The sequence below is a fragment of the Streptomyces sp. NPDC107546 genome (assembly GCF_055639175.1).
In genome coordinates this window covers 42,099-66,228 of the sequence record NZ_JBVKBA010000024.1, presented here as the reverse complement: position 1 = coordinate 66,228, position 24,130 = coordinate 42,099, and the positions used below count along the sequence as shown (strand labels likewise).

Annotated in this window: 22 protein-coding genes; 10 read left to right on the top strand and 12 right to left on the bottom strand. The window is 70.9% G+C overall.

Going from position 1 to position 24,130, the window contains the following annotated elements:
• Positions 1-200: 200 nt before the first annotated feature.
• Positions 201-938: a beta-phosphoglucomutase family hydrolase gene (locus ACZ7L1_RS28845; RefSeq protein ID WP_471441060.1), complete on the top strand. Its 738-nt coding sequence runs from the start codon at positions 201-203 to the stop codon at positions 936-938.
• On the top strand, positions 935-3,292 hold the full coding sequence (locus tag ACZ7L1_RS28840) for a glycoside hydrolase family 65 protein (protein ID WP_471441058.1): 2,358 nt from the start codon (positions 935-937) through the stop codon (positions 3,290-3,292). The genes ACZ7L1_RS28845 and ACZ7L1_RS28840 overlap by 4 nt, the downstream gene beginning before the upstream one ends.
• A gap of 60 nt (positions 3,293-3,352) precedes the next feature.
• Here the strand turns inward: ACZ7L1_RS28840 and ACZ7L1_RS28835 are convergent, their stop codons facing one another.
• The 5 genes from ACZ7L1_RS28835 to ACZ7L1_RS28815 form a co-directional block, all read right to left on the bottom strand.
• Positions 3,353-5,095, bottom strand: a complete 1,743-nt coding sequence (locus ACZ7L1_RS28835) for an RICIN domain-containing protein (protein ID WP_471441056.1) — start codon at positions 5,093-5,095, stop codon at positions 3,353-3,355.
• A gap of 61 nt (positions 5,096-5,156) precedes the next feature.
• Positions 5,157-5,990, bottom strand: a complete 834-nt coding sequence (locus ACZ7L1_RS28830; RefSeq protein WP_471441054.1) for a carbohydrate ABC transporter permease — start codon at positions 5,988-5,990, stop codon at positions 5,157-5,159.
• Positions 5,987-6,970: a carbohydrate ABC transporter permease gene (locus ACZ7L1_RS28825; RefSeq protein ID WP_471441052.1), complete on the bottom strand. Its 984-nt coding sequence runs from the start codon at positions 6,968-6,970 to the stop codon at positions 5,987-5,989. The genes ACZ7L1_RS28830 and ACZ7L1_RS28825 overlap by 4 nt, the downstream gene beginning before the upstream one ends.
• Positions 6,971-7,018: 48 nt before the next feature.
• Positions 7,019-8,272, bottom strand: a complete 1,254-nt coding sequence (locus tag ACZ7L1_RS28820) for a sugar ABC transporter substrate-binding protein (protein ID WP_471441050.1) — start codon at positions 8,270-8,272, stop codon at positions 7,019-7,021.
• Between the two features lie 54 nt (positions 8,273-8,326).
• Entirely contained in the window at positions 8,327-10,276 is a 1,950-nt protein-coding gene (locus ACZ7L1_RS28815; RefSeq protein WP_471441048.1) for a glycoside hydrolase family 127 protein, read from the bottom strand.
• A 267-nt stretch (positions 10,277-10,543) separates the two neighbouring features.
• On the opposite strand from ACZ7L1_RS28815, the gene ACZ7L1_RS28810 reads away from it, so the two are divergent.
• Positions 10,544-11,563 (top strand): LacI family DNA-binding transcriptional regulator, encoded by a 1,020-nt coding sequence (locus ACZ7L1_RS28810; protein WP_471441046.1) that lies wholly within the window; start codon positions 10,544-10,546, stop codon positions 11,561-11,563.
• 159 nt (positions 11,564-11,722) lie between these two features.
• Positions 11,723-12,613 carry a hypothetical protein gene (locus ACZ7L1_RS28805; protein WP_471441044.1) on the top strand — a complete coding sequence of 297 codons (891 nt, stop codon included), beginning with the start codon at positions 11,723-11,725 and terminating at the stop codon, positions 12,611-12,613.
• A 226-nt stretch (positions 12,614-12,839) separates the two neighbouring features.
• Here the strand turns inward: ACZ7L1_RS28805 and ACZ7L1_RS28800 are convergent, their stop codons facing one another.
• From ACZ7L1_RS28800 to ACZ7L1_RS28780, 5 genes are all read right to left on the bottom strand, one after another.
• The gene (locus ACZ7L1_RS28800; RefSeq protein ID WP_471441042.1) at positions 12,840-13,238 is read right to left on the bottom strand and encodes a nuclear transport factor 2 family protein; all 399 of its coding nucleotides are present in this window, start codon (positions 13,236-13,238) and stop codon (positions 12,840-12,842) included.
• 232 nt (positions 13,239-13,470) lie between these two features.
• The gene (locus ACZ7L1_RS28795; RefSeq protein ID WP_471441040.1) at positions 13,471-14,058 is read right to left on the bottom strand and encodes a TetR/AcrR family transcriptional regulator; all 588 of its coding nucleotides are present in this window, start codon (positions 14,056-14,058) and stop codon (positions 13,471-13,473) included.
• Positions 14,059-14,231: 173 nt separating this feature from the next.
• Positions 14,232-14,537 carry a YkvA family protein gene (locus tag ACZ7L1_RS28790; protein WP_471441038.1) on the bottom strand — a complete coding sequence of 102 codons (306 nt, stop codon included), beginning with the start codon at positions 14,535-14,537 and terminating at the stop codon, positions 14,232-14,234.
• Between the two features lie 119 nt (positions 14,538-14,656).
• Complete coding sequence (locus tag ACZ7L1_RS28785) at positions 14,657-15,043, bottom strand: hypothetical protein (protein WP_471441036.1); 387 nt, start codon at positions 15,041-15,043, stop codon at positions 14,657-14,659.
• Positions 15,044-15,350: 307 nt separating this feature from the next.
• Entirely contained in the window at positions 15,351-16,271 is a 921-nt protein-coding gene (locus ACZ7L1_RS28780; RefSeq protein WP_471441034.1) for a MurR/RpiR family transcriptional regulator, read from the bottom strand.
• Positions 16,272-16,479: 208 nt separating this feature from the next.
• Between ACZ7L1_RS28780 and ACZ7L1_RS28775 the strand changes: the two genes are divergently transcribed.
• The 3 genes from ACZ7L1_RS28775 (at position 16,480) to ACZ7L1_RS28765 (ending at position 19,449) form a co-directional block, all read left to right on the top strand.
• Positions 16,480-16,869 carry a hypothetical protein gene (locus ACZ7L1_RS28775; RefSeq protein WP_471441032.1) on the top strand — a complete coding sequence of 130 codons (390 nt, stop codon included), beginning with the start codon at positions 16,480-16,482 and terminating at the stop codon, positions 16,867-16,869.
• Between the two features lie 361 nt (positions 16,870-17,230).
• On the top strand, positions 17,231-18,244 hold the full coding sequence (locus ACZ7L1_RS28770; RefSeq protein ID WP_471441030.1) for an alpha/beta hydrolase: 1,014 nt from the start codon (positions 17,231-17,233) through the stop codon (positions 18,242-18,244).
• A gap of 170 nt (positions 18,245-18,414) precedes the next feature.
• Positions 18,415-19,449 carry a helix-turn-helix domain-containing protein gene (locus ACZ7L1_RS28765; RefSeq protein ID WP_471441028.1) on the top strand — a complete coding sequence of 345 codons (1,035 nt, stop codon included), beginning with the start codon at positions 18,415-18,417 and terminating at the stop codon, positions 19,447-19,449.
• 4 nt (positions 19,450-19,453) lie between these two features.
• On the opposite strand, the gene ACZ7L1_RS28760 is transcribed toward ACZ7L1_RS28765, so the two are convergent.
• Positions 19,454-21,193 carry a cholesterol oxidase substrate-binding domain-containing protein gene (locus ACZ7L1_RS28760; RefSeq protein ID WP_471441026.1) on the bottom strand — a complete coding sequence of 580 codons (1,740 nt, stop codon included), beginning with the start codon at positions 21,191-21,193 and terminating at the stop codon, positions 19,454-19,456.
• Between the two features lie 134 nt (positions 21,194-21,327).
• On the opposite strand from ACZ7L1_RS28760, the gene ACZ7L1_RS28755 reads away from it, so the two are divergent.
• The gene (locus tag ACZ7L1_RS28755; protein WP_471441024.1) at positions 21,328-22,311 is read left to right on the top strand and encodes an aldo/keto reductase; all 984 of its coding nucleotides are present in this window, start codon (positions 21,328-21,330) and stop codon (positions 22,309-22,311) included.
• 53 nt (positions 22,312-22,364) lie between these two features.
• Here ACZ7L1_RS28755 and ACZ7L1_RS28750 read toward each other — a convergent pair whose 3' ends face one another.
• Positions 22,365-22,652 carry a hypothetical protein gene (locus ACZ7L1_RS28750; protein WP_471441022.1) on the bottom strand — a complete coding sequence of 96 codons (288 nt, stop codon included), beginning with the start codon at positions 22,650-22,652 and terminating at the stop codon, positions 22,365-22,367.
• A gap of 249 nt (positions 22,653-22,901) precedes the next feature.
• On the opposite strand from ACZ7L1_RS28750, the gene tgmA reads away from it, so the two are divergent.
• A complete protein-coding gene (gene tgmA / locus ACZ7L1_RS28745) occupies positions 22,902-23,093 on the top strand; it encodes a putative ATP-grasp-modified RiPP (protein WP_471441020.1) in 192 nt (63 codons plus the stop codon).
• Positions 23,094-23,106: 13 nt separating this feature from the next.
• The gene (gene tgmB, locus ACZ7L1_RS28740; protein ID WP_471441018.1) at positions 23,107-24,063 is read left to right on the top strand and encodes an ATP-grasp ribosomal peptide maturase; all 957 of its coding nucleotides are present in this window, start codon (positions 23,107-23,109) and stop codon (positions 24,061-24,063) included.
• Positions 24,064-24,130: the final 67 nt, after the last annotated feature.

Below are 24,130 nucleotides of genomic sequence, written 5' to 3'. Positions count from 1 at the left end.
CGAGGCCAGGGGAGAGGGACCACCGCCGGGCGGAGCACCTGCACGTGCTCGGCCGCGCCCACACCGGCGGGCCGTTCACCCGGTCCTGACGCGGAGTCCGGCGACGACGCCCCGCCGCCCGCCCGCCGACGGAGTGTCGACAGGGCGCAATGTGGCACTCGCCACCCTCTGTCCGGCGTTCATGAGGGAAGGTGGCTCCTATGACGAAGCTCGGTCTTCCGGACGGTATCCAGGCCTGCCTCTTCGACCTCGACGGGGTCATCACCAAGACCGCCGTCGTCCACGCGGCCGCGTGGAAACAGACGTTCGATGACTTCCTGCGTGCGCGGGACGATGCGGACTTCCGCCCCTTCGACGACACCGACTACGACGAGTACGTCGACGGACGCCCCCGCGCCGACGGCGTCCGCTCCTTCCTCGCCTCCCGCGGCATCCAACTCCCGGAGGGCGCCCCTGACGACCCGCCCGACCGGCAGAGCGTGCACGGCCTGGGCAACCGCAAGAACGAGCTGCTGCTGGAGCTGATCCGCACCCGCGGCGTCGAGGCATACGACGGCACGATCCGCTACATCGGCGCCGCACGGGCCGAGGGCCTGCGCACGGCCGTCGTGTCCTCCAGCGCCAACTGCCGTGATGTGCTGCGGTCGATCAACGCCGAGCACCTCTTCGACGTACGCATCGACGGGGTCGTCGCCGCCGAACGGCACCTGCCCGGCAAACCGCGCCCGGACACCTTCCTCGCCGCCGCACACGACCTCGGCGTGGAACCCAAGGCCGCCGCCGTCTTCGAGGACGCGCTCGCCGGCATGGACGCCGGGCGCTCCGGCCACTTCGGATACGTCGTCGGCCTGGACCGCGTCGGCCAGGCGGACGCGCTGCGCGCCCACGGCGCCGACGTCGTCGTACCGGACCTGGTGAACCTGGGGGAGTGGTCGTGATCACGCACAACTCGTACACCGTCGAGCCCTGGACCCTGCGTGAACGCGGTCTGAACCTGGACGTCCTGCCACAGAGCGAATCGGTGTTCGCGCTGTCCAACGGGCATGTCGGCTGGCGCGGCAATCTCGACGAGGGTGAACCGCACGGACTGCCGGGCACCTATCTCAACGGCGTCCACGAGACCCACCCGCTGCCCTACGCCGAGGCGGGATACGGCTATCCCGAGTCCGGGCAGACCGTCATCAACGTCACCAACGGCAAGATCATTCGGCTGCTCGTGGACGACGAGCCCTTCGACCTGCGCTACGGCCGGCTACGGTCTCACGAACGCGTCCTCGACCTGCGCACCGGACTGCTCACCCGGACCTGCGAGTGGACCTCACCGGCCGGCTCCACGGTCCGCGTGCGCTCCACCCGCCTCGTCTCCTTCACCCAGCGCGCCATAGCCGCCGTCGCCTACGAGGTGGAACCGGTCGGCAAACCCGCCCGGATCGTCGTCCAGTCCGAACTGGTCGCCAACGAACAACTGCCCGGCCGGGACCGCGACCCACGTGCCGCGATCGTGCTCGAGTCGCCGCTGGAGGCCGAGGAGAACTTCGCGAAGAGCACCAGGCTGCGGCTGGTGCACCGCACCCGGCGCAGCGGCCTGAGGGTCGGCGCCGCCGCCGACCACGTCGTCTCCGGCCCCGACCCCACCACGACCGAGAGCGAGGCGACCGACGACCTCGCCCGCCTCACCGTCGCCTCCGCGCTCGCCCCGGGCCAGACGCTGCGGGTGGAGAAGTTCGTCTCCTACGGCTGGTCCGGCACCCGGTCCCTGCCCGCGATCAGCGACCAGGTGGACGCGGCGCTCGCCGCCGCCACCAGCGTCGGCTGGTCGGGGCTCGTCGCCGAACAGCGGGAGTACCTGGACGAGTTCTGGGCGCGCTCGGACGTCGAGATCGACGGGGACGAGCAGATCCAGCAAGCGGTCCGCTTCGCCCTCTTCCACGTCCTGCAGGCCGGGGCCCGTGCCGAGCAGCGCGCGATCCCGGCCAAGGGACTGACCGGCTCCGGGTACGACGGGCACGCCTTCTGGGACACCGAGATGTTCGTGCTGCCCCCGCTCACCTACACCTCACCCGGAGCCGTCGCCGAAGCGCTGCGCTGGCGGCAGAACACCCTGCCCGCCGCCCGCGAGCGCGCCGTCCAACTGGGCCTGCGAGGCGCGGCGTTCCCATGGCGGACCATAGACGGCTCGGAGGGCTCGGCGTACTGGCCGGCCGGTACCGCCGCGTTCCACGTCAACGCCGACATCGCCGACGCCGCCGTCCGCTACGTCGCCGCCACCGGCGACGAACGCTTCGAACGCGACACCGGAGTGGAACTCCTGGTGGAGACGGCCCGGCTGTGGCGCTCGCTGGGCCACCACGACCACCACGGCACCTTCCACATCGACGGGGTCACCGGCCCCGACGAGTACAGCGCCATCGCCGACGACAACACGTACACCAACCTGATGGCCCGCGCGAACCTGCTGGCCGCCGCCGAGGTGGTCGAGCGCCATCCGCGCCGCGCCGAGGAACTGGGCGTCGACGACGAGGAGGCCGCGGCCTGGCGGGACGCCGCCGAGGCCATGCACATCCCGTACAACCAGGAGCTCGACGTCCACGAGCAGCACGCCGGGTTCACCCGCTACCAGCGCTGGGACTTCGCCTCCACCGGCGCCGACCAGTATCCGCTGATGCTACACTTCCCGTACTTCGACCTGTACCGCAAGCAGGTCATCAAGCAGGCGGACCTGGTGCTGGCGATGTACACGTGCAGCTCCTTCTTCGACGCGGAGCACAAGGCGCGCAACTTCGCCTACTACGAACCCCTCACCGTCCGCGACTCGTCGCTGTCCGCCTGCTGCCAGGCGGTCATGGCCGCAGAGACGGGCCATATGCGGCTCGCCTACGACTATCTGCACGAGGCCGCGCTGATGGACCTGCACGACCTGGAGCACAACACGCGCGACGGCCTGCACATCGCGTCCCTCGCGGGCACCTGGATGGCGCTCGTCGCGGGCTTCGGCGGTATGCGCCACCACGGGCAGCGGATGGATTTCGCCCCGCGCCTGCCGGAGAGGTTCGGCCGCCTCGCCTTCACGCTGCAACTGCGGGGCCGCCGACTGCGGGTGGAGATCGGCCGCAGCGCGGCCACCTACACGCTGCAGAACGGCGACCCGCTGACCATCCACCACCACGGCGAGCCGCTCACCATCGAGGCGGACAAGCCGCAGACCATGGACATCCCGCCGCTCAAGCCCCGCCCGGCACCGGACCAGCCACCCCACCGGCGCCCGAACCATCCAGACCCCGACGCGGGCTGAGGCCGCACGCGCCGCTGCTCACCATGCCGTCCGGCACGGTGAGCAGCGACTGCCCAGACCTCAGCGCGAGGTCAGCTTCCACAAGTGGTCGGCGGTGCCGTTGTCGGACCACTGCAGAACCTGCGCGCCGGAGGAGGTGCTCATATTGCTCACGCCGAGCAGGAGGCCGCTGTTGTAGTTGGCGATCTTGTAGTAGCCGTCCCCGGACGGGATGAGCTGCCAGAGGTGGTCGTCCGTGCCGTTGTCGCCCCAGATCAGGGCCGTGCCGCCGTTGGTGGTGCTCATGCTCTGGATGCCGAGCAGCAGACCGCTGGACTGCTGGACGATCTTGTAGAGGCCACGGCCCACGGACACCAGGGTCCAGTTCTGGTCGGTGCCGGTGGTGGAGGTCGCCTGGACGACGGACGTGCCCTGCGCGGTGCCCGCGCCCTGGGTGTCCAGAGCCAGGCCGCTGTTCCTGTTGGTGATCTGGTAGCGCCCGGCCAGCGAGGTGGAGGTGCCGGTGGGCGTGACGACGATGTGGTAGCCGTCGGCGGCGTTCATGGTCACCGGCACCGTGATCGAGCCGTTCGACACCGCGTAGTCGGTGTCGGAGATGGTGATCGGGCCTGACACCGCGGTCGTGCGGCCCTTCGACGGCGTGTACTCCAGCTTCACGTGCACCGTGCTGCCGAAGGCCGACAGAGAGTTCAGGCCGTTGATCGTCACCGCGCAGGAGCCGGTGCAGCCGCCGGCGACGACGCTGATCTGGTTGCCGGAGCCGTTGAGGGAGGCGATGCCGTCGATGCCCGTCTGGGTCGGGGGCGTGGTGACGAGCATGTTCCCGGACATGTCGCCGTACCACTTGTACGCCCAGTACGCGCCGTTGGGTGAGCCGCCGGTGTCGGTGAGGGTGTCACCGAGGGTGCCGTAGTGGTTCCAGAAGGCCAGCTCGGCGTCGTGCACCCCGGCCCGCTCGAACTTGGCGACGTACCCGATCAGCGGCCCGGGCACACCCACCTCGCTCGTGGTGCCGTACTCCTCGATGGCGATCGGGCGCGGGCTGATACCGAGGCTGGACTCGAGGGCGCGGTACGCCGACACATGCGCGGCGATGTTGGCCGATCCTCCCAGCTCGTGCCAGGAGATGATGTCGGGCACGGTGCCGGAGGCCTTGGCGTCGGTGAGGAACTGGCTCATCGAGCTCTGGTTCCAATTCGAGTAACTCGGGCCCTGGATCGGGGACTTGGTGTCCTTGCTGCGGACCTCCTTGTACGTGCGCGCCCAGCCGGCGTCGAACGCACCCGCGTTGGTGGTGTCCCACGTCCAGTCGGGCTCGTTCCACAGCTCGTACGCGGCGACGTCGGTGGCGCCCGACGCCTGCACGGACGCGACCTGCTTGTCCACGGCGGACAGCCAGTCGCTCCAACCGACCCACTTGTAAGGAAAGTTGGGGTACCAGTCCGGCATGCGGACGACGACCTTGGCGCCGGCCCGGGCGGCCTTGGGCGCCACGACCAGCGCGTCCCCGGCGGGCTTGGGCTCGCCGTTGGGAAGCTGGGAGCCGCCCGGGGCCATCTGGACGAAGGTGTTCGGCTTCAACGCGGTGACCAGGCTGTCGGCTGGGGTGGTGTCGTCGGCGAGGCCGTAAAGGCTGCCGGTGGCGACGTGGGTGACCGGGCGGAGGACCTGGTTGGCGTTCACCACCAGGGTGGTCGAGGACGTCGGGGACGCCTGGACGGGGGCGGCGGTGGCGAGGCCGGCGGCGAGGACGGCTGTGCCGACGGCGGCGGTCAGGCCGACGCGTCTGCGAGTGCGGCTCATGAAGGGTTCTCCTGAGGAGAGGGGATGGGGGGATGTGCGTCCTGGCCCGTCCTGGACGGACTCAGTCCTTCACCGCGCCCGCGGTCACACCCGCGGCCACGTAGCGTTGTGCGAGGACCAGCAGGACGGCTGCGGGGATCGACGCGACGACGGCGGTGGCCATGATCGCGTTCCATTCCTGGTTGTTGTTGCCGATGTAGTGGTAGATGCCGAGGGTGATCGGGCGCATGTCGCCGCCGCCGTCGAGGGTGTTGGCGAAGACGAAGTCGGACCAGGCCCACAGGAAGCTGAAGAGCGAGACGGTGACCACGGCGTTGCGGCTCACCGGCAACACGACGGACCGGAAGGTACGCCAGGTTCCGGCGCCGTCGATGCGGGCCGCGGCGATGAGCTCACCGGGGATGCCCGACATGAACGCTGTGAAGATCATGACGCCGAAGGGCACCGCGATGGTTGAGTCCGCGATGATCAGCCCCCACCAGGAGTTGAGCAGCCCGAGATCGAGGAAGATCCCGTAGAAGCCCATCGCCATCACGATGCCCGGGATCATCTGGGCCACCAGCAGGGCGAGACCGAGAAAGCCGCCGCCCCAGGGCCGCAGCTTGGCCAGCGCGAAGCCGGCCGGGGCGGCGAGGACCAGCGTGAGGACGACCGTGCCCAGGCCGATCAGCAGGCTGGTGCCGAGATACGGCATCTGGTCGTTGAGAACGGCCCGGTAGCCCTCGAAGGTGGGGTGCAGCGGAAGGAGGTCGGGCGGGCTCTTGCGCATGTCCTGCTGCGGGGTGAGGGACACGTTCAGCATCCAGTACACCGGGAACAGCATCACGGCGGTGAGCAGAAAGCCGATGACGGTGTGGAGGCGCGAGCGCCGGGCGGAGCCGCGATGGGCGGTCATGCTTCCTGCCTCCTCTGGACGCGGATGTACAGCAGCCCGAAGACCAGGGCGATGAGGATGAGGATGTTGCCGACCGCGGCCCCGGGGCCGAACTTCGGCAGCAGCGTGCCGAAACCGAGCTGGTAGGACCACGTCGCCAGGGTGGACGAGGCGTCACCGGGACCACCCTTGGTCATGATCCAGATCAGGTCGAACACCTTGAGGGTGTAGACCAGACCGAGCAGCAGGGTGATCGCCGAGACCGGGCGCAGCAGCGGGAAGGTGACGTGCCGGAACTGCTGCCAGGCACTCGCCCCGTCCAGGGACGCCGCCTCGTACAGCTCTGCGGGGATGTTCTGCAGCCCGCTGTAGAGGATGACCAGGTTGAACGGGATGCCGATCCAGATGTTGGCGATGATGACCGACGTCAGCGCCCAGTCGGGAGAGTTGAGCCAGTCGACCGGTGACACACCGACGAGATGCAGGGCGTAGTTGATGACGCCGGACTCGCTGTTGAACATCCACGACCAGGTCGACGCCGACACGATCAGCGGCAGCAGCCACGGGATCAGGAACAGGGCCCGGAGCGTGCCGGCCAGCCGGAAGTGCCGGTTGAAGAAGACCGCGAGGGCGAGCCCGGCCACGTACTGGAAGGCGATCGACACGAAGGTGAAGATCATGGTGTGGCGCATCGCCGGGCCGAACGTCGGATCGTCGAGGACGGTTCTGAAGTTGTCCAGCCCGGAGAACGGCGCGTCGCCCGCCACGAACGACCGGACGGTGTAGTTGCGCAGGCTCAGGTCCAGGTTGCGGTAGAGCGGGTAGAGGTAGAAGGCGGCGAGGTAGACGACCAGCGGAGCGAGGAAGGCCAGCGCGGTGAGCCGGCTCCTGCGGCGCTGACGGCGCCGCAGTGCCGACGAGTCCTTCCCGTGTGTGGCACCGGTCGCCCCGGACCTGGCCGGGGACCGCTGGGAGCGGCGGTCGACGCGGGCGATGGTCATGCGAACTCCTGGATGCGGGTGGCGTGTCCGGGGCGGGGTGCGGTGGTGTCAGCTCTTGCCCTTGGCGGCGGCCGTCTGCGCGGTGTCGAGCGCGTCCTGCGGGCTCTTGCTGCCGGACAGCGCGGACTGCACGGCGGTCCACATCGGCTGGGAGATCGTCGGGTACTTGGTGCCCAGACCGCCGCTGGTGCGACCGCGCGCCGCGGCCACCGCGGCCACCCACGGCTTCAGCTCCGGGTGCGCCTTCACCTGCTGGGCCTGCACCTCCTGGGTGGGGGCGACGTACATCAGGGTGTTGTCGGTCGACAGCAGATTGGCGGAGCTGGTCAGACACGTGACGATCTTCTTGCTGGCCTCGTAGCGGGAGCTGTCCTTCTGCACCGGGACGGTGACGAACTCGCCGCCGGTCGGAACAGGAGCCGAACCGCCGTTCTGCCCCGGAATGCTGATGACCCCGTACGGGAACCCGGCCTTCGCCGCGTTGTCGAGCTGCCAGGTGCCGTTCTCGCCGAACGCGTAGTCACCCGTGGCGAACTCCTGCCAGCTGGTGGTCTGGGTGTTCTGCAGGACGTCCTTGGGCGCGTAGCCCTCGTCGCCCCACTGCTTCCAGAGTGTCAGGGCGGCCGCGCCCTGCGCCGAGTTCAGCTTGGTCAGGTCACCGCCGGCGCCCCAGAACCACGGCAGGAACTGGAAGCTGCCCTCTTCCGTGTTGATCGCGGAGAACGTGATGCCTTTCTTGCCGGCCGCCTTGACCTTCTTCAGGGCCGCCGACAGGGAGGCCCAGTCCTTGATGGAGGCGGGGTCGACCTGGGCGGCGGACAGGACCTTCTTGTTGTAGTAGAGGGCGAGCGTGTTGGCACCGATCGGGACCCCGTAGGGAGAGCCGTCGATGGTGCCCGCGCCGATGATGTTCTTCTGGATCGCGGAGGTGTCCAGGCCGAGGTCGCTCGTCTTGTTGAGGATGCCCGCCTCCACCAGCGTGGAGACGACCGGGTTGTCCACGAGCATCACGTCGGGGGCGTTGCCCTGCTGCGCGGCCAGCAGCGCCTTGTTGCCGAGGTCCGTGGTGTCCATGCCGGTGCGCTTGACCTTGACCCCGGCGTCGGTACCGCACTTGGTGACGAGCTTGCCCCACGCCGAGGAGGCGTCGAACTGCGGGTACGGGTCCCAGAAGGTGTAGGTCGCGCCCGATTTGCCGGACGAGGACGAGGGGGAGCCCGAACCGCCGCCGCAGGCGGTGGCGGAGGCAAGGGTGCCGATGACGGCGACGGCGGCGAGCAGGGTGCGGCGGGTGTGTCTCACGGGTGACCTCGATGTCTTGGGGCGTGGCGGGGCTGGGGGAGAGGAGGAGCGCGCTCAGGAGGTCGGCAGCCAGACGCGCATGCTGCCGTCCTGGCGGTTGGCCCAGGCGTAGTAGGGGATCGCGGTCAGTTCCAGGGGCTCGCCGGCCGAGGGGTCCGCGGCGCCCTCCGCGGCCCGGTACGGCCACCAGCCGGCGTCGGGGAGGTGCCGGCGGTGCCCGGCGGCCACGACGGTGGTGACACCGCCGAGCAGGTCCGGGCGGTGCTTCACGGCGAGCGGGCGGGTGGTGTCGATGACGACGTCATCCAGACCGCCGCCGGGGTGGTCGATCTGCTCCAGGCAGTACACGAGCGGTCCGCGTTCGATCGCCACACAGCCGCGTACGGCGTCCACGCGCGGGTCGGCCGCGGTGAGGCGGGGTTCGAGGGCGAGTTCGAGGACGACCTGGTCTCCGGGTGCCCAGGTGCGCTCCAGCCTCAACCAGCCGTCGTGGACGGGCGCGTCGGTCTGTTCGTACGCCGTGTCCCCGACCCGGACCCGGTACTCGCGGCACCACTGCGGGACGCGCAGGGACAGTGTCCAGGGCCGCTCCTCGGGGCACTCCTCGACGGTGAGGGCGATCGCGCCGTGCCAGGGATAGTCCGTCACGGCGCTCACGGCGACCGGGGCGCCGTCGATGTCGCCCTCGTAGCGCCCGGTGACGTACTGGTGGATCTGCAGACCACCCGCGTCGGTCGAGGCGAGGTAGTGCTCCAGGGAGGCCAGCAACCGCATGACGTTCGGGGGGCAGCAGGCACAGCGGAACCAGCGGGTGCGGCGGGCCGACTGGTCGCCGCCGGTGTCGGTGTGACCGTCGCGCACCTGCAGCGGGTTGACGTACAGCCAGCGCTCGCCGTCCAGGGAGACCCCGGCGAGGAAACCGTTGTACAGGGTGCGCTCGATCAGGTCCGAGTAGCGGGCCTCACCGGTGAGCAGGGCCATGCGCCAGCTCCACTGCACGGAGGCGATTGCGGCGCAGGTCTCGCAGTAGGCCCGCTCGTTGGGCAACTCGTACGGGTCGCCGAAGTCCTCCTCGTCGTGGTGGGCGCCGAGGCCACCGGTCAGATGGGTCTTGGCGGCGGTCATCGCCTGCCACAACCGCTCGGCGGCGGCGCGTAGTTCGGCCTCTCCGGTCTCGGTCGCCAGGTCGGCCGCGGCGGCCAGCAGGTAGAGCTGGCGTACGGCGTGCCCCTCGACGTCGGTGGCCTCGCGCAGCGGTACGCGGTCCTGGCAGTACGCCTCGTTGCCGAGCAGACCGTGGCCGTGGCGGTCGACGAAGTAGGCGGCGAGGTCCAGGTAGCGGTGCTCGCCGGTCTCCCGGTACAGCTCCACCAGGGCGGTCTCCACCTCGGGGTGACCGTCGATGCCGTCGATGGGCCTGCCGCTGCCGGGCGGACCGAAGACCGAGTGGATGTGGTCGGCGAAACGGCGGGCCACATCGAGCAGTTCCGTCCCTCCGGTCGCCCGGTGGTGGGCCACCGCGGCCTGGATCAGATGGCCGGCGCAGTACAGCTCGTGGCCCCAGCGCAGGTCCTCGTAGCGCTTGCCGCCCTCGCGGAGCTGGAACCAGGTGTTGAGGTAGCCGTCGGGCTGCTGGGCGTCCGCGACCAGCGCGACGATCCGGTCCACCGCGTGGGCGAGTTCACCGTGCTCCTTGGGCTCCGTCCGCTGGGCGAGCTGCCAGGAGGCGGCCTCCAGCCACTTGTAGACGTCGGAGTCCTGGAACGGGTACGTGCCCTGGAACTCGCCCTTGGCAGTGCCCGCCACCACCCGCAGGTTGTGCAGGTTTCCCGCCGACTCCAGCAGGTGGGGGCCCTGCGGGATGGAGGTGCGTGCGTTGACCTCACGCCGGGCGTGCCAGAAGCCCTCGCGGATGCGGACGGCGGCGGGGCGCAGCGCGGTGTGGGCACCCGTACCTGGGCGGACGGGGCCCGCGGAGGGCGGGGTTGTGCGTGTGCGGGGCATGGTTCTCCGGGGTGCGTCGCGGGACGGGAGCAGCCGACGCGGTCGCTTCGGCTGCGAGCAGACAAGGAGACAAGGAGGCAAGGAGACGAAGAAGCGAATCGGTGCATGTTTGAGCAACCGTTTTTCTGCGGTGAAAGTAGTGGACGGAAGCAGGCGGCGGTCAAGAGGAATGACGCGAATTTTTTCCGCTTGCTCACGGGCTGGCGCGCAGACACGCGCTGCTGCCAGGATGGGGCGCACCAATACCCCCGAGGAAAAGGTTTGCCCGTGTCCCCTGCTGCAGGCATCCCCTCCGCCGGCCGGGCCAAGCTCGCCGATGTCGCCGCCCTGGCGGGTGTCAGCGTCGGCACGGCGTCGAAGGCGCTGAACGGCGGCGGCAGGATGCGTCCCGAGACCCGGCAGCGGGTGCTGGACGCGGTGGAAGCACTGGGGTTCCGGCCCAACCAGCACGCCCAGAGCCTGCACACCGGCCGCAGCTGGACGGTCGGGCTGATGACGACGGACGGCATCGGCCGGTTCAGTACCCCGGTGCTGCTCGGCGCGGAGGACGCCCTCGGGGCCGGGAAGATCTCCGTGCTGCTGTGCGACACACGCGGCGACGCCATCCGGGAGCAGCACCATCTGCGCAACCTGATGGACCGCCGGGTCGACGGCATCATCGTCACCGGACGCCGCACGGACCCCCGCCCCCCGCTGACCGGCATCGAGTCGGTCCCCATCGTCTACGCGCTCTCGCCCTCGACCGACCCGGCCGACACCTCGGTGGTCTCCGACGACCAGGGCGGGGCACATCTCGCCGTCGACCACTTGCTGGCCACCGGGCGTACCCGGATCGCGCACGTCACCGGCCCGGAGCACCACGCGGCGGCCCGCGACCGGGCCCGGCACACCATCGAGCACCTGGAGCGCTCCTCGCTGCGACTGGCCACCGGGCGGGCCCACTTCGGCGAGTGGAGCGAGGCGTGGGGCCGCCGCGCCGCCGACGCCGTCCTGCGCACGGCACCGGACACGGACGCCTTCTTCTGCGGCAACGATCAGATCGCCCGGGGCGTCACCGACACGCTGCGCGAACGCGGGGTGAGCGTGCCCGGCGACATCGCGGTCGTGGGCTATGACAACTGGGACACCATGGCCCTGGCCAGCCGCCCGCCCCTGACCACCATCGACATGAACCTCGCCGAGATCGGCAGGATCGCCGCCCTGCGCCTGCTGGAGGCCATCGACGCGGAACCGGTGCCGGGCCTGCACACGGTGCCCTGCCGGCTGGTGGTGCGCGAGTCCAGCTGAGGGCGAGTGACCGCACGGCAGTGACCGCTGTCCTGCGCTGACGAGCCATGGACGCCCGTCCACGAGGTCCCCTGCGATGCACCGAACCAAACTCGCCTCTTTTGTGATACTTGGGCCAATCGAGCCGATTAGGCTATGTGTCCACAAGGTGATGATTTGGTGACGCGCAGAGAGCAGGCCGGGGGACTGCCGTTCCACGAGCCCGCCGTGGCCGTTGTCCGCGCCGTGGCTCAGGGAGCGGCCCTGATGACTGCCGCGTTCGGCGTGGTGGGCCTGTCCGGCTGGGTCCTCGGCATCGGCGTGCTGAAGAGCGTGCTGCCCGGCGTCGCCGCGTCCATGAAGCCGAACACTGCCGTGGCTCTGCTGGCGCTGGGTCTCTCCGTGTTCATGGTGGCTCGCCGACCCGTGACACCGCTGAAGACCGACGCGGCCCGTGCGGCCGCGGTCCTTGCCGCCGTGATCGGCGGGCTCACCCTTCTCGAGTACCTGACCAGGGTGAACGCAGGCGTCGATCAGCTCCTCTTCAGGGATGACACCGCGCGGGTGGCGACCGGGGCGCCCGGACGGATGGCACCGAACACGGCCGCGGCACTGACGCTCGGGAGCGTGGCGTCACTGTGCGCGAGCACCTTCCGACTGCCCGCCTGGACGAGTCAGATCCCGGCACTGGCCGTCCTCACCCTGGGCATGCTGCGGCTCTACGGCTTCGCCTACGCCGTGCCTCAGCTGGAGCGGTTCGGCGGTTACACCGGCATGGCCCTGCACACCGCGCTGGCCCTGGTGCTGCTCGGCATCGCCGCCTTCCTGGCCCGGCCGGACGAAGGCCCTGCGGGACTGCTGATGAACGCGGGGACCACGGGCGCGCTGGGCCGCCGGCTGTTCGCCACCATCCTGGTCGCGCCGCCGCTGCTGGGCTGGGGTGTACTGGCCGGTGAGGACGCAGGTCTGTACGGGAGGCGTCTGGGCACCGCGCTGCTGGTGTGCGGCCACCTGATCGTGTTCACCGTGGTCGTCTTCGCCGCCCTGGCCGTGGGCCGACGATCTCCGTGAACGTCGGAATGCCCAAGGACGTCGCATGGCAGGGGCTCACTGTTCACACCGGCGTGTGGAAGGAATCCGTCACCGGACCCGGTATGGTCCGGCGCCTCAACGTCGACGGTGACGGACAGGGCGGTCGAGCAGGAACCTCACGGGGCCGCCGGCGGGCACCTGCGCCACTGCTCTCGGCCTCCGGTGGACCTGGTCCTGGACCTGTGACCGGCAAGCGCCCGGTTCGTCAGCCGGCGTAGGCCTCGGACACCTTGAGGGTGTCCTCGTAGAGGTACATCTTCACGATCTTGTCGTCTGCCACCTGGAGGTGCATGGCGATGGGCATCTCATAGGTTCGGCCCGTGCTCTTGGCGACACGAGTGAAGCGTCCCAGCATGACCGCGTGATCGCCGTCGACCAAGAGGGCCTGCACTTCGTCGACGTTCTTCTCCGGGACGATGTTGGCCCCGAGGGTCCGGAGGTAGTCGGCCACCTCGCCGGCCTTGGAACGACGCCCCGTCCACGGCAGTGACGGCGAGCCGGGAACATACCAATCGATGTCATCCGCGAACGCCTCGGCGACCGCATCCGGGTCCCCGGCGGCCAGCAGCCCGAAGAACTTCTCCACAACCTCACGCGTTGCCATGATCAAGAACCTTCCGAAAAGCGGGAGACCTGGGGGTGTCGTTCCTAGGCCGGGGACAGGGGTGCACGCACCTCCGGATCTGCCCCCTTGCGGCATACGGGAGGTTAAAAAGGGCTATTGGTGCATCCGGGGCAAATTCTGCGCTGAGTCAAGTAGAACAGATATGGACCGCGCAGTCAAAAACTGGGCACGCGCTGAGGATGCCCCCTGAATCGGCCCCGACTCGTGTGCATCAGGCTCTGGGGAGTTGGCGTAGTGCGGCGTGACCGATCTGTCGAAGGGCTGAGCCGTCCATGTCGGTCTTCGCGAGAAACTCGATGCCCTGCAGGGCTGCGAGCAGCAGGCGGCCGAGCTCCTGCGGGTCGGTGCTCGCGTCCACCTGCCCCTCCCGCTGCGCCTCCTTCACACAGGCGACCAAGAGGTCTTCCATGCGCTGATAGGTCGCCCGGGCCAGGGCGGCCACGTCGGGGTCCTGTCCGTGGAGTTCGGATGTGCTGTTGACCATGAAGCAGCCGCGGCGCCCGGCATCTTTGGTGTAGCCGTGCACCACATCCTCGAAGAGTCGCGTCAGGCGCTCCATGGCTGTGCCCGGTCCCGTGAGGGTCCGTTGCACGTCGCTGAGCTGCTGGCGGCAGTAGTCGTTCAGCAGATTCAGGAAGAGTTGGCGCTTGTCGCCGAACGCGCCGTAGAGGCTTCCCTTGCCGAGACCCGTCGCGGAAACCAGGTCCTCCAGCCTCGTCGCCGCGTAGCCGCGGTTCCAGAACTCCTCACGGGCGGAATTCAGGACTTTGTTCTCGTCGAAGCTTCGAGGGCGTGCCATACGGTCACCGTACCAATTCTTGACCGGGCAGTCCATATTGTCGCTCTGTATGCATGAGGCGCCCCGTTCCAAGGAGACGCCCAACGCAGAGTGCCTCCGGGGGTCAATTCGCCCATCGCGTGGGCCGCTTGGCTACCGCCACCACGGCGCGGGCGGGCCACTCCGTCGCCCCGTCAGTCGGGCAACGTGCCGCCCTCGCGCCAGGGGTCGCGTGCCGGTAGCGCGGCCCGCATCGACCTCAGTGCCAGCAGCAGGACGCCGATGTCGTCCAGGTAGACGGGATCCGGCAACAGGTCGGTGGGGAGCACCAGGTACAGGACCGCGCCCCAGAACAGCCAGCGCGGGCCGGTGGGCAGCCCGGCACGGCGCAGGTCGCGGCGCGTGCGGACCAGCCGTCGCAGCAGGGCGAGGGCCACGCCGAGCAGGGCCGCCGCGATGACGGCGGCAACGGCGAGCGCGGCCCAGGTCGTGGAGTCCATGCGCAGCTCCGGGCATCCGTAGGAGTCGTCCTCTCCTACGGATGCCCGCTTCGCGGTGGACTGTGCGCGTGCCGGGCCGAACGCCCCGGACGGCGGGGCAGAAGGGGGGTGCCGGTGCGTCAGTGCCCGGGGCGTGCCGCGTTGTTGTCCATCAGCGCCTGGCTGACGGCGCGTACGCTGCGCGCGATGTGCTGCAACTGCATGACCTCGGCGGCGTACATCCTGATCGTGTGCTCGATGACCGACTCCGGCAGACCGAGAGCCGGCAGCTCCGCGCGGGCCGTCTGCAGAGCGGTGCGGGCCACCCGCACCTCGTTCTGCACCTGGATCTGGGCGTGCCGCGCGAGCAGGACGGGATGACGGATCAGGGCTGGGTAGCTGGCGTAGCGCGCGGGCACGAGTTCCCGCAGCCACTTGGCCGCCGACCGCTCCCAGTCGTAGCTGCCGGGGGTTTTGACCTGGCACGGCCAGTCCGAGCTGATCGGCGAGTACGTCGTCAAGGCCATGATGTTCGCTTCCGGGTCACGTCGGCTCAGGGTGCTGCGGCGACTTCGGGGGCGGCTCCGGTCTAGGGGAGGGCCGGAGCCGCCACCAGGGATGCCCGCGCAGCGGGGCCCGGCCGGACACCCGGAGCCCGTGGGTAGGAGCGGACGACTCCGGTTGTCCGTACGGCGCGTCCCGGCTGTACCGGTCCGCGATCCGCGAGAAGTATTTATATATACCGGCGGATACGCAAGGACATGAAAAAATTCATGTTGTATTTGGTGCGAGAGATCCTGTTTGGCAGGTTCCTTGGTCCGGCGCCCGGGCCGGTCAGTCCTTGAGGAAGAACTGGTGCTGGTCGGCGATCTGCTCGTACTCATCAAGGCGGGCCTGCGTCCGCTCCGGATCGGCGTCGGTCATCGCCTGCAGCAGCGCCGCGGCCATCAGACCGGGGGCGGCGTAGGAGTCGAACACCAGGCGGGAGCCGGTGCCGGTGGCGAACACGACGTCGGCCTCGTCCGCGAGCGGACCCAGTCCCAGATCCGTGATCAGGGCCACCCTGAGCCCCGCGCTGCGCGCCACCCGCACCGCGGTCAGGCTCTCCTGGGCGTGCCGGGGCATCCCGAAGGCCAGCACCCAGGTGCCGCCGGCCTCCCGCGACTGCAACATCGCGTCGTAGGCGACGGTCCCGCCACGCGTCACCAGCCGTACGTCGGGGTGGATACGACGGGCTCCGTAGGCGAAGTACTCGGCGAGCGAGGCGGAGATCCTCAGACCCATCACGGTCAGGGGCGTCGACTCCGACAGCGCCCGCCCGACCCGGATCACCTGGTCCGGGTCGGCGAAGTCCCGGCGCAGGTTCTCCAGGTTCTCGATCTCGGCGTCCACAGCCGCCTGCAACTCGTTGGCCCGCTGCTCCGCCGGAGTGCCCGGGCTGCCCAGGGTGCCCAGGGCGATGGACTGCAACTTCTCCCGCAGCGCGGGGTAGCCGCTGAAGCCGACGGCCGCGGCGAAGCGGGTCACCGAAGGCTGGCTCACACCCACCCGCTCGGCCAGATCCGTGATCGACAGGAACGCGGCCTCGGTGATGTGCTCGATCAGGTACTGGGCGATCCGGCGGTGCCCCGGGGACAGCCGGGGGCCGTCGAACAACTCTCTGAGCTGGGACGTCGGGCTGGCACCCGCTTCCGGGGCCGTCTTGCCCGCAGTGATCGCAGACGCCTGCGCGCGTGCCTGCTGCGGCGATGGCACCGGACCTCCTCCGTTGTGTCCCGAGGCCTTCAACATAGCTCACGGACAGCGCTGACCAGGGGGCTTACCGCCCATATCGCGGACTGCTCCCCGACAGGCGAGCCGGGGACGCGCGCCGTACCGTCGTGCATGGGCCCCTTGGGGCGGGGTACCCGCGTCGGCCGTCCGGTCGGCCCATCGGTCTGCCATCGCGAGGAGAGGAGCGGCCGTGAACGCGTCCGAAACGCACGTACCACAGGTCGAAGTAGTGGTCAGCGACTGCTCGGCGAAGGATGCCGGGAACCTGTTCGCCGAACTGTGCCGGCACTTCGGCTCGGACCGCGCCGCCGAGGAGGCGCCCCACGAGGCGCACACCTCCCGGCCCACGATGTGGACCGGAACGTTCGACACGTCGGCCACGCGCGGGACGGCCGAACGCCCGTCGCCGCCACCGCCGCTGTCCGGCCCGGTCAAGGCCGAGCTGCAGGGCGAGCCCAGGGCGGTGGAGCGACTGCGCCGCGCCCTGGACGAGCTGTACGCCGTCCACCAGCTCGGCGTCGTCGCCGGGGACCAGGAGATCGACGTCGAACTGCGGCTGGAGAGCCGGACGCGGCCCTGAGCGCCACAGCCTGGCGCCACGCCGGCGCCGCCGCGGGGCACCAGTAGGGCGGGCGCGGACGGAAGAGAACCGTCCGCGCCCGCTCCCGTCCGCAACCGCCCCCGCTCGCGGCGCGCCCGCCATCAACGGCCGCCCTTCAGCCGCGGCCTCGTCCGCGGCCGCCCCCCGGTCCGCGGCGGCCCATCCCGGCCGCCCCCGTCAGCGGCGCCGCCTCCGCGCTCGGCACCGACGGCTCGTTCCAGGTGCCGCCCCGCCGTTCGGCGGGGGATTCCCGCCGAACGGCGCGTGCCGCGGCGGCGGGGCGGTGGGCACCATGAACGGCACTGGCCACACGGGCGTGGCCACGACGCGAGGAGCAGCCATGACCGCCGAGCCGACGACCTCCCCGGCACCCGCAGACGCCGAACCCGTCTTTCCGCCACCACCCTTCGATCCGGAACTGGCGGCCGCGCTGGAACTGATCGGCGAGCAGTTGTCCCCGGGCTTCCCGCCCGAGGCCATCCCCGAGGTGCGCGCCGGCATGGTCATCCCACCGCCCTCCGACGACGAGCTGCGCCGCGGCGGCGCCTTCGAGGTGGAGGAGCGGGCGGTGCCGGGACCGGCCGGCGCGCCCGACGTCTCCCTGCTCATCTGCCGCCCCACGGGTGCGACCGGCCCCCTCCCGGCGATCTACCACGCGCACGGGGGCGGGATGATCCTCGGGACCAACCGGTTCGGCGTGGACGAGGCGCTCGACTGGGCCGAGGAGCTGGGGCTGGTCGTGGTCTCCGTCGAGTACCGGCTGGCCCCCGAGCACCCGCACCCGGCCCCGATCGAGGACTGCTACGCGGGCCTGAAGTGGACCGCCGAGAACGCCAAGGAGCTCGGCGTCGACCCCGAGCGCATCATCGTCGCCGGCGGCAGCGCGGGCGGCGGCCTCACCGCGGCGCTGGCACTGCTCGCACGGGACCGCGGCGGCCCTGCCCTGCTGGGCCAGATGCTGATGTGCCCGATGCTGGACGACCGCAACGACTCTGTGTCCGCCCACCAGATGGCCGGGCGGGGCGTATGGGACCGCACTGCGAACGCCACCGGCTGGGGCGCGCTCCTCGGCGACGCGCGCGGCGGGCCGGACGTCTCCCCGTACGCCGCCCCGGCCCGCGCCACCGACCTGTCCGGCCTGCCGGCCGCCTTCATCGACGTCGGCTCCGCGGAGACCTTCCGCGACGAGGACGTCGCCTACGCCACCCGCATCTGGCAGGCGGGCGGACGCGCCGAACTCCACGTGTGGCCCGGCGGGTTCCACGGCTTCGACGGCTTCGCCCCGCAGGCCCTGCTCTCCCAGGAGGCCCGAGCGGCCCGGTTGCGCTGGCTGCGGCGGCTGCTGAGCGCCTGACCGGGCTAGGGGTGCCTTGTGGATCGGCGCGGATCGGCGCGGCGTCGCCGACCCACACGGAACCTTCTACGCCTCTCCCCGGCGGGGCGAGCGGTCCGCCGCGCCGGGGGAGGCGGCGGATCCGGCCCCGGAGCTTGGCAGACGCCGTGCGCGCCCGCAGGATGGTGCCCGTGAAAGAGTTGGCCGGACGGCTCGCGGCGCTCGACCCCGACGCGGGAGCCGCGCTGCGCGTCATCGCGTACTTCGACCGCCTGACGGAGGAGCGGGCGGGCCTGGAGGCCCTGGTGCGCGGCGCCGCGGTCCTGTCCGGCAGCCCGGCCCGGCTGGTCGACGAACGGCGCGGCGTCCGCGTCCGTGTCCGACCCGACGGGCGCCGCCACGACACGGCGGACCCGCCCGACCCCGCCTGGCCGTGGGCGCCCCTGGCGACGGGCACGGATGTCCCTGCGGACGACCCCGAGCAAGCCGGCCTGTGGCTGGAGCACCCCGGCCCGACCGACGGCGTCCACGCCATGATCCTGGAGCGGGCCGTGGCAGCCGTCCGCCTGGTCCTGGACCGCACCCGGGGCCGGGCACCCGCCGACGACCCGGCGCTCCTGGAGACGCTGCTGGACGCCTCCGCGTCACCCGCGGTACGACTGAGCGCGGCGGCCCGGCTGGGACTCCACGCCGAACAGCGGGTACGGGCCGTCGCGCTGCACGGCGGCGGCGCCCGCGTCGAGCCCGCCGACACCGTGCGAGGGCCGGCGGGGGAGGAGCCGCAGGCCGGCATAGGTCCCGCCGTGCAGCCCGTACGGCTGCCCGAGTCATGGGCTGCGGCCCGCACCGCGCTCCGCTTCACCGCCGAGGGCACCACGCACGACCCCGGCCCGCGCACCGTCCACGCGGACGACCTGGGCGGACTGGCCCTGCTCGCCGGGGCGGTCGGCCCGGACACCCCGCCGATCCCGGACCTGGTCGCGCTGGAGCGTGCCGTCGCCGAGGCCCCGTGGGCCGCCGTGACCCTGCACGCCGTGGCGTCCGCGCCCAGCCTGCGGTCCGCCGCCGCGGAGCTGACGGTGCACCACTCCACGCTGCAGGAACGCCTGGCCCAGCTGGATCACGTCCTCGGCTGGGACGTGCACGCCCCGCACGGCCGACTGCGCCTGCAACTCGCACTGGTGATACGGAGACTGCGGCGCTCCACGGCCGAGACCGCCGGCTGACCGCCTACGCGAACAGCCGGTCCAGAAAGGCGTTGCCGAACACGCGGTGCGGGTCGAGCCGGGAGAGCACCGCCGACGTCTGGGGCCAGGACGGCCCGTCGCCGAACGAGCCGGGCACGGCGTTGTGCAGCACGTCCGGGTCCGACCACGCCGCCTGGTCCGTGTACGCCCACCCCTTGGACCACTCCACGCGCACGAGGCCCACCCCACCGTCGTAGGTGTCGAGCAGGAACCGCTCCAACTCCCGGCAGAACTCCTCGGCGTAGGGCGTGCCCGGCAGGGTGAGCACGTCGAGCCAGACCGCGGTGTCCCACTCCGGGTGATCGACGCGCGGTCGCAACGCCGACAGCGACGGGGCTCGGGCGCCGGTGAGCCCGACGTCGGCGGGATCGTCGAGGCCCGTCACGCGGATCTCGACCTGGCCGTTGACCGGGAAGCGCCCGCGTGCGGCGTACGCGGTGAGCCGTTCCCGGTAGAAGGAGGTGAACTCGTGGACGACGCGCTGCACCCCGTCGCGTGAGGTGAGGACCGCGTAGCCGTTCGCGGTGACCCGCAGCGTCGTGGGTCTGATGTACAGCAGCGTGTTCTTGGACGGCCCCCACAGGTCCGCGGAGAGCGTGGCGGTCAGGCCGAGCACGGCGGCGTCCAGCTGCGCGTTGCCCAGCTCCGGCGCGAAGTACCAGGCGGCGTCGGACACCATCCGTCCCGCGAGGTCCGCCACGAGCGTGGGCACGTGGTCGGAGAACGGATAGTTGTACGGCGACGTCACCGGCCGCGAGGTGAGCGGGCGCCGCGGGGCGACGCTCCACACCTTCAGCCAGGGGAACTCCGTGAAGGCGAACCAGATCGCCTCCGCCCGGCCCGTCTCGTCCAGGAACCGCGCGAACGTCCGGCCGTCGCTGCCGGGCGCCGCGAAGAGCTCGGCGGCCGGGACGTCGGTGCGGCTGACGCAGCGGAGGTTGGTGTTGACGCCCACGCGCAGCACCACCTCGGTGACCAGGGCGCGGCCGAGATGGGTGAGCAACGCGGCGCCTTCGGCCTCGTCGCGCCGGTACGTCCGCAGGACGTAGGCGTCACTGTCCTGGTCCCACACCACCGCGGTCAGAGACAGCACGAGATTGCTCAGCGAACCGAAGGTGTGCCCGGGCAGCCGGCTCTCGCCGTGGGCCGGGACCGCGGTGCCGTGGGCGTCGATGGCCAGGGCACCGCCGAGGGTCAGGTCGCCGGGCGCCGGTGCCGCGGTCAGCCCCAGGCCGTGGTCCTCCAGGAAGCCGAGCAGGGCCTCGAGAGTGACGCCGGTGCCGGCCCGGACGGCGGCCGGATCGGTGGACTCCAGCGACAGCCCCGTGAGATGGGTGGCGGTGTCCACGAGCAGTACGGGCGACCCGGCCCCCGTGCCGTCGGGGATCGTCAGGGGCGACCAGCCGTGGGAGCAGCCGCGGGCGCGGACCGTCCAGCCCTGCCGTCGGGCCCAGTTGACCACGTCCACGACCTCTTGCGCGTCGGTCGGCGCACAGGCCCACAGTCCGTCGGCGGTGATCTCCCCGACCCAGTTGCGGTACGCCGTGCGGTACAGGCCGACGTCCGGCGGGAACCCGGGCAGCTCGTCCGCGGCGGCGGTGCCTTGCGTCAGGGACGCGGTGGCGGTGGCCAGCGAAGCGGCGGTGAGCAGGAAACCCCGGCGCGTCCAGGAGGATTCCACCCCGCCTATGGCAGGAGGGGGACCGGCTGGTGGTTCGGTCATGTCGCCGACAGTAGGCGCCAGTTGACACGTGTCTCTCTCCCGTCACATCAATTCACCCGTATGAGTGAAGAGGATGTATCCGGTCTGGGAGGGGCGTTCCGGCTGCGGCCGGGTGCGGATGACACACTGACCGCATGGAAGAGCGAGAATTCCGCAGGTCCGGGCAGCACGCATCGGTGATCGGCCTCGGCACCTGGCAGCTGGGCGCCGACTGGGGCGACGTCGACGACAAGGACGCCCACGAGGTGCTGGAGGCGGCGGCCGAGTCCGGGGTGACCTTCTTCGACACCGCCGATGTCTACGGCGACGGGCGCAGCGAACAGGCCATCGCCTCCTTCCTGCACGGCAGGCCGGACATGCACGTGCTGGTGGCGACCAAGATGGGCCGCCGCGTCGACCAGATCCCGGAGAACTACGTCCTCGACAACTTCCGGGTCTGGAACGACCGCTCCCGCCGCAACCTCGGCGTCGATCGCATCGACCTGGTGCAGCTGCACTGTCCGCCGACGCCGGTCTACTCCTCCGACGAGGTGTACGACGCCCTGGACACCCTGGTCGAGGAAGGCCGTGTCGCCGCCTACGGAGTGAGCGTCGAGACGTGCGAGGAGGCTCTGACCGCGATCGCCCGCCCGAACGTGGCGAGCGTGCAGATCATCCTCAACCCGTTCCGCATGAAGCCGCTGCGTGAGGTCCTCCCGGCCGCGCGGGAGGCCGGCGTGGGCATCATCGCCCGGGTGCCCCTCGCCTCCGGCCTGCTGTCCGGCAAGTACACCAAGGACACCGTCTTCGCCGCGAACGACCACCGCTCCTTCAACCGGCACGGTGAGGCCTTCGACCAGGGCGAGACCTTCTCCGGTGTCGACTTCGCCACCGGTGTGGAGGCGGCGGCCGAGTTCGCCGCGCTCGCGCCGGAGGGCTGCACGCCGGCCCAGCTTGCGCTCGCCTGGATCCTCCAGCAGCCCGGCGTTACCACGGTCATCCCCGGCGCCCGCTCCGCAGACCAGGCCCGCGCCAACTCGGCGGTCGCCAAGCTGCCCCCGCTGCCGCGCGAGACGCTCGACGCGATCCGGGACCTGTACGACCGGCGGATCAAGGAGCAGGTCGAGGACCGCTGGTAGCCGCCCGCCGCGTCGGCCTGTTCCGCCCTCATGTCCTGGATGCCCTCATGCCCTCACGCCGTCAGGGCGGAACGGGTCGCGCGGGATGTGCCGCGCGCGGCGGCCCGGACCCGGTAGACGGTCTTCGACCGGTCGACGACCGGCGCGCCGAGCACGATCCGCCCCGCCGCGCACAACGCGTCGCACTCCTCGGTCGGCAGGGCCACGGGACGGCCGTCGGTCTGCCAATAGCCGTACCGGCGGCGCCCGTTCCCATGCACCGTCAGGAAGACCGCCAGGCGCTGGTCCATGATCAGGCGCAGCACTTCGGCAGCACGGGAACTGAGCCGAGGGCGCGTCATGGTCGGTCAGCCTTTCCGGGGCGGTGCGATGATCCTCCCGCGCGGAAGGCGAGATGATCTTTACCCCGCATTGTTGCCGAGGGCACTGACAGCGCGCATCCGGCGTGCCGGGACGCCCCTTGACGTCACGGGGTTGCGTCTCGGGTATGTGACGACCTTCACCCTCATGTGTCGGAAAGTGATGAATTCCTTACGGGGGAAAGACGTAAAGATTTGGGAAGTGGCAACCCAAGACCGTGGAGGTTTCACGTGCGACCGTTCACCCTCAACTATGCCGTGCCCAGGGGGGCTCAGGCCTCGGTGACGCCGTACCGCTTCGACGCCTCGCGGCAGTTGAACGTGCTCCCGGACGGTCGCCCCGCCGTCAGTAACCGTGCCCTGCTGCTGGCGGCCGGCACGACGACGTCGACGGCGGGTTCCCAGACGCACTTCGACGACTGACGGCACGGACCGGATGACGGTTCTCATCCTCACGTCGGAGCAGGACGTGACGGCCGACATGGTGGTGGCCGAGCTGCACGAGCGGGCGGTGCCCGTGATGCGCCTGGACCCCGCCGACCTCCCAGGCAGGGCGGTGCTGTCGGCCGACTACGCCCACGGCGACTTCGACGGCCACCTCTCGGTGGGCGGGCACGTCCTGAGCATCCGGGGCCTGCGCTCGGTGTGGGTACGCCGGCCCGGCGAACCGGCCGCCCACGCCGCGGAGCCCTCGACCTGGCTGACCGCGGAGACCCGCCAGGCCCTGTACGGCATGCTCTACTCGGCGTCCACACGGTGGATGAACCATCCCCGCAACGCGGAGCAGGCCCGCTACAAGCCGTGGCAGCTGCGGATCGCCCACCTCAGCGGCTTCGCCGTGCCACCGACCGTCGTCACCACGGCGCCGCGTGTGGCCCAGCAGTTCGTCGAGGAGTACCGGGACGTGGTGGTGAAGTCGGCGTCGGGGCCGCCGCCGGACGACCCGGAACTGGCCCTGCCGACGACGTTGATCGGCCCGGACGCCGACTTCTCCGCGGTCGCGGCAGGACCGGCCCTGCTGCAACGCTACATCCCCAAGCGCGCCGACATCCGGCTGACCTGCGTCGGCGCACGGCTGTTCGGCGCCCGCAAGAGAGCGGCGCCCGGGCAGGTGGACGGCCGGTACGGCGACACCGACTACTCCTGGGAGCCGACCGCGGTGCCCGACCGCATCGTGAAGTCGGTCCATCAGTACCTGGCGCTGGCCGGCCTCGCGTACGCCGCCTTCGACTTCGCCGAGGACGGGGAGGGCGTGTGGTGGTTCCTGGAGTGCAACCAGGGCGGCCAGTTCGGCTTCATCGAACTGGAAACCGGCCAGCCGATAGCGGAGTCGATCGCCCACTGGCTGGCCCGGCGTGCGCCCGACCGGCGGCCTTCGGAAAGCCGCTGGTAGCCCTGGAGCCGACGCGGCGGAGCGGGTCCGTACGGATCAGCCGCGCCGCCCCGTGCCCCCGCGCGAC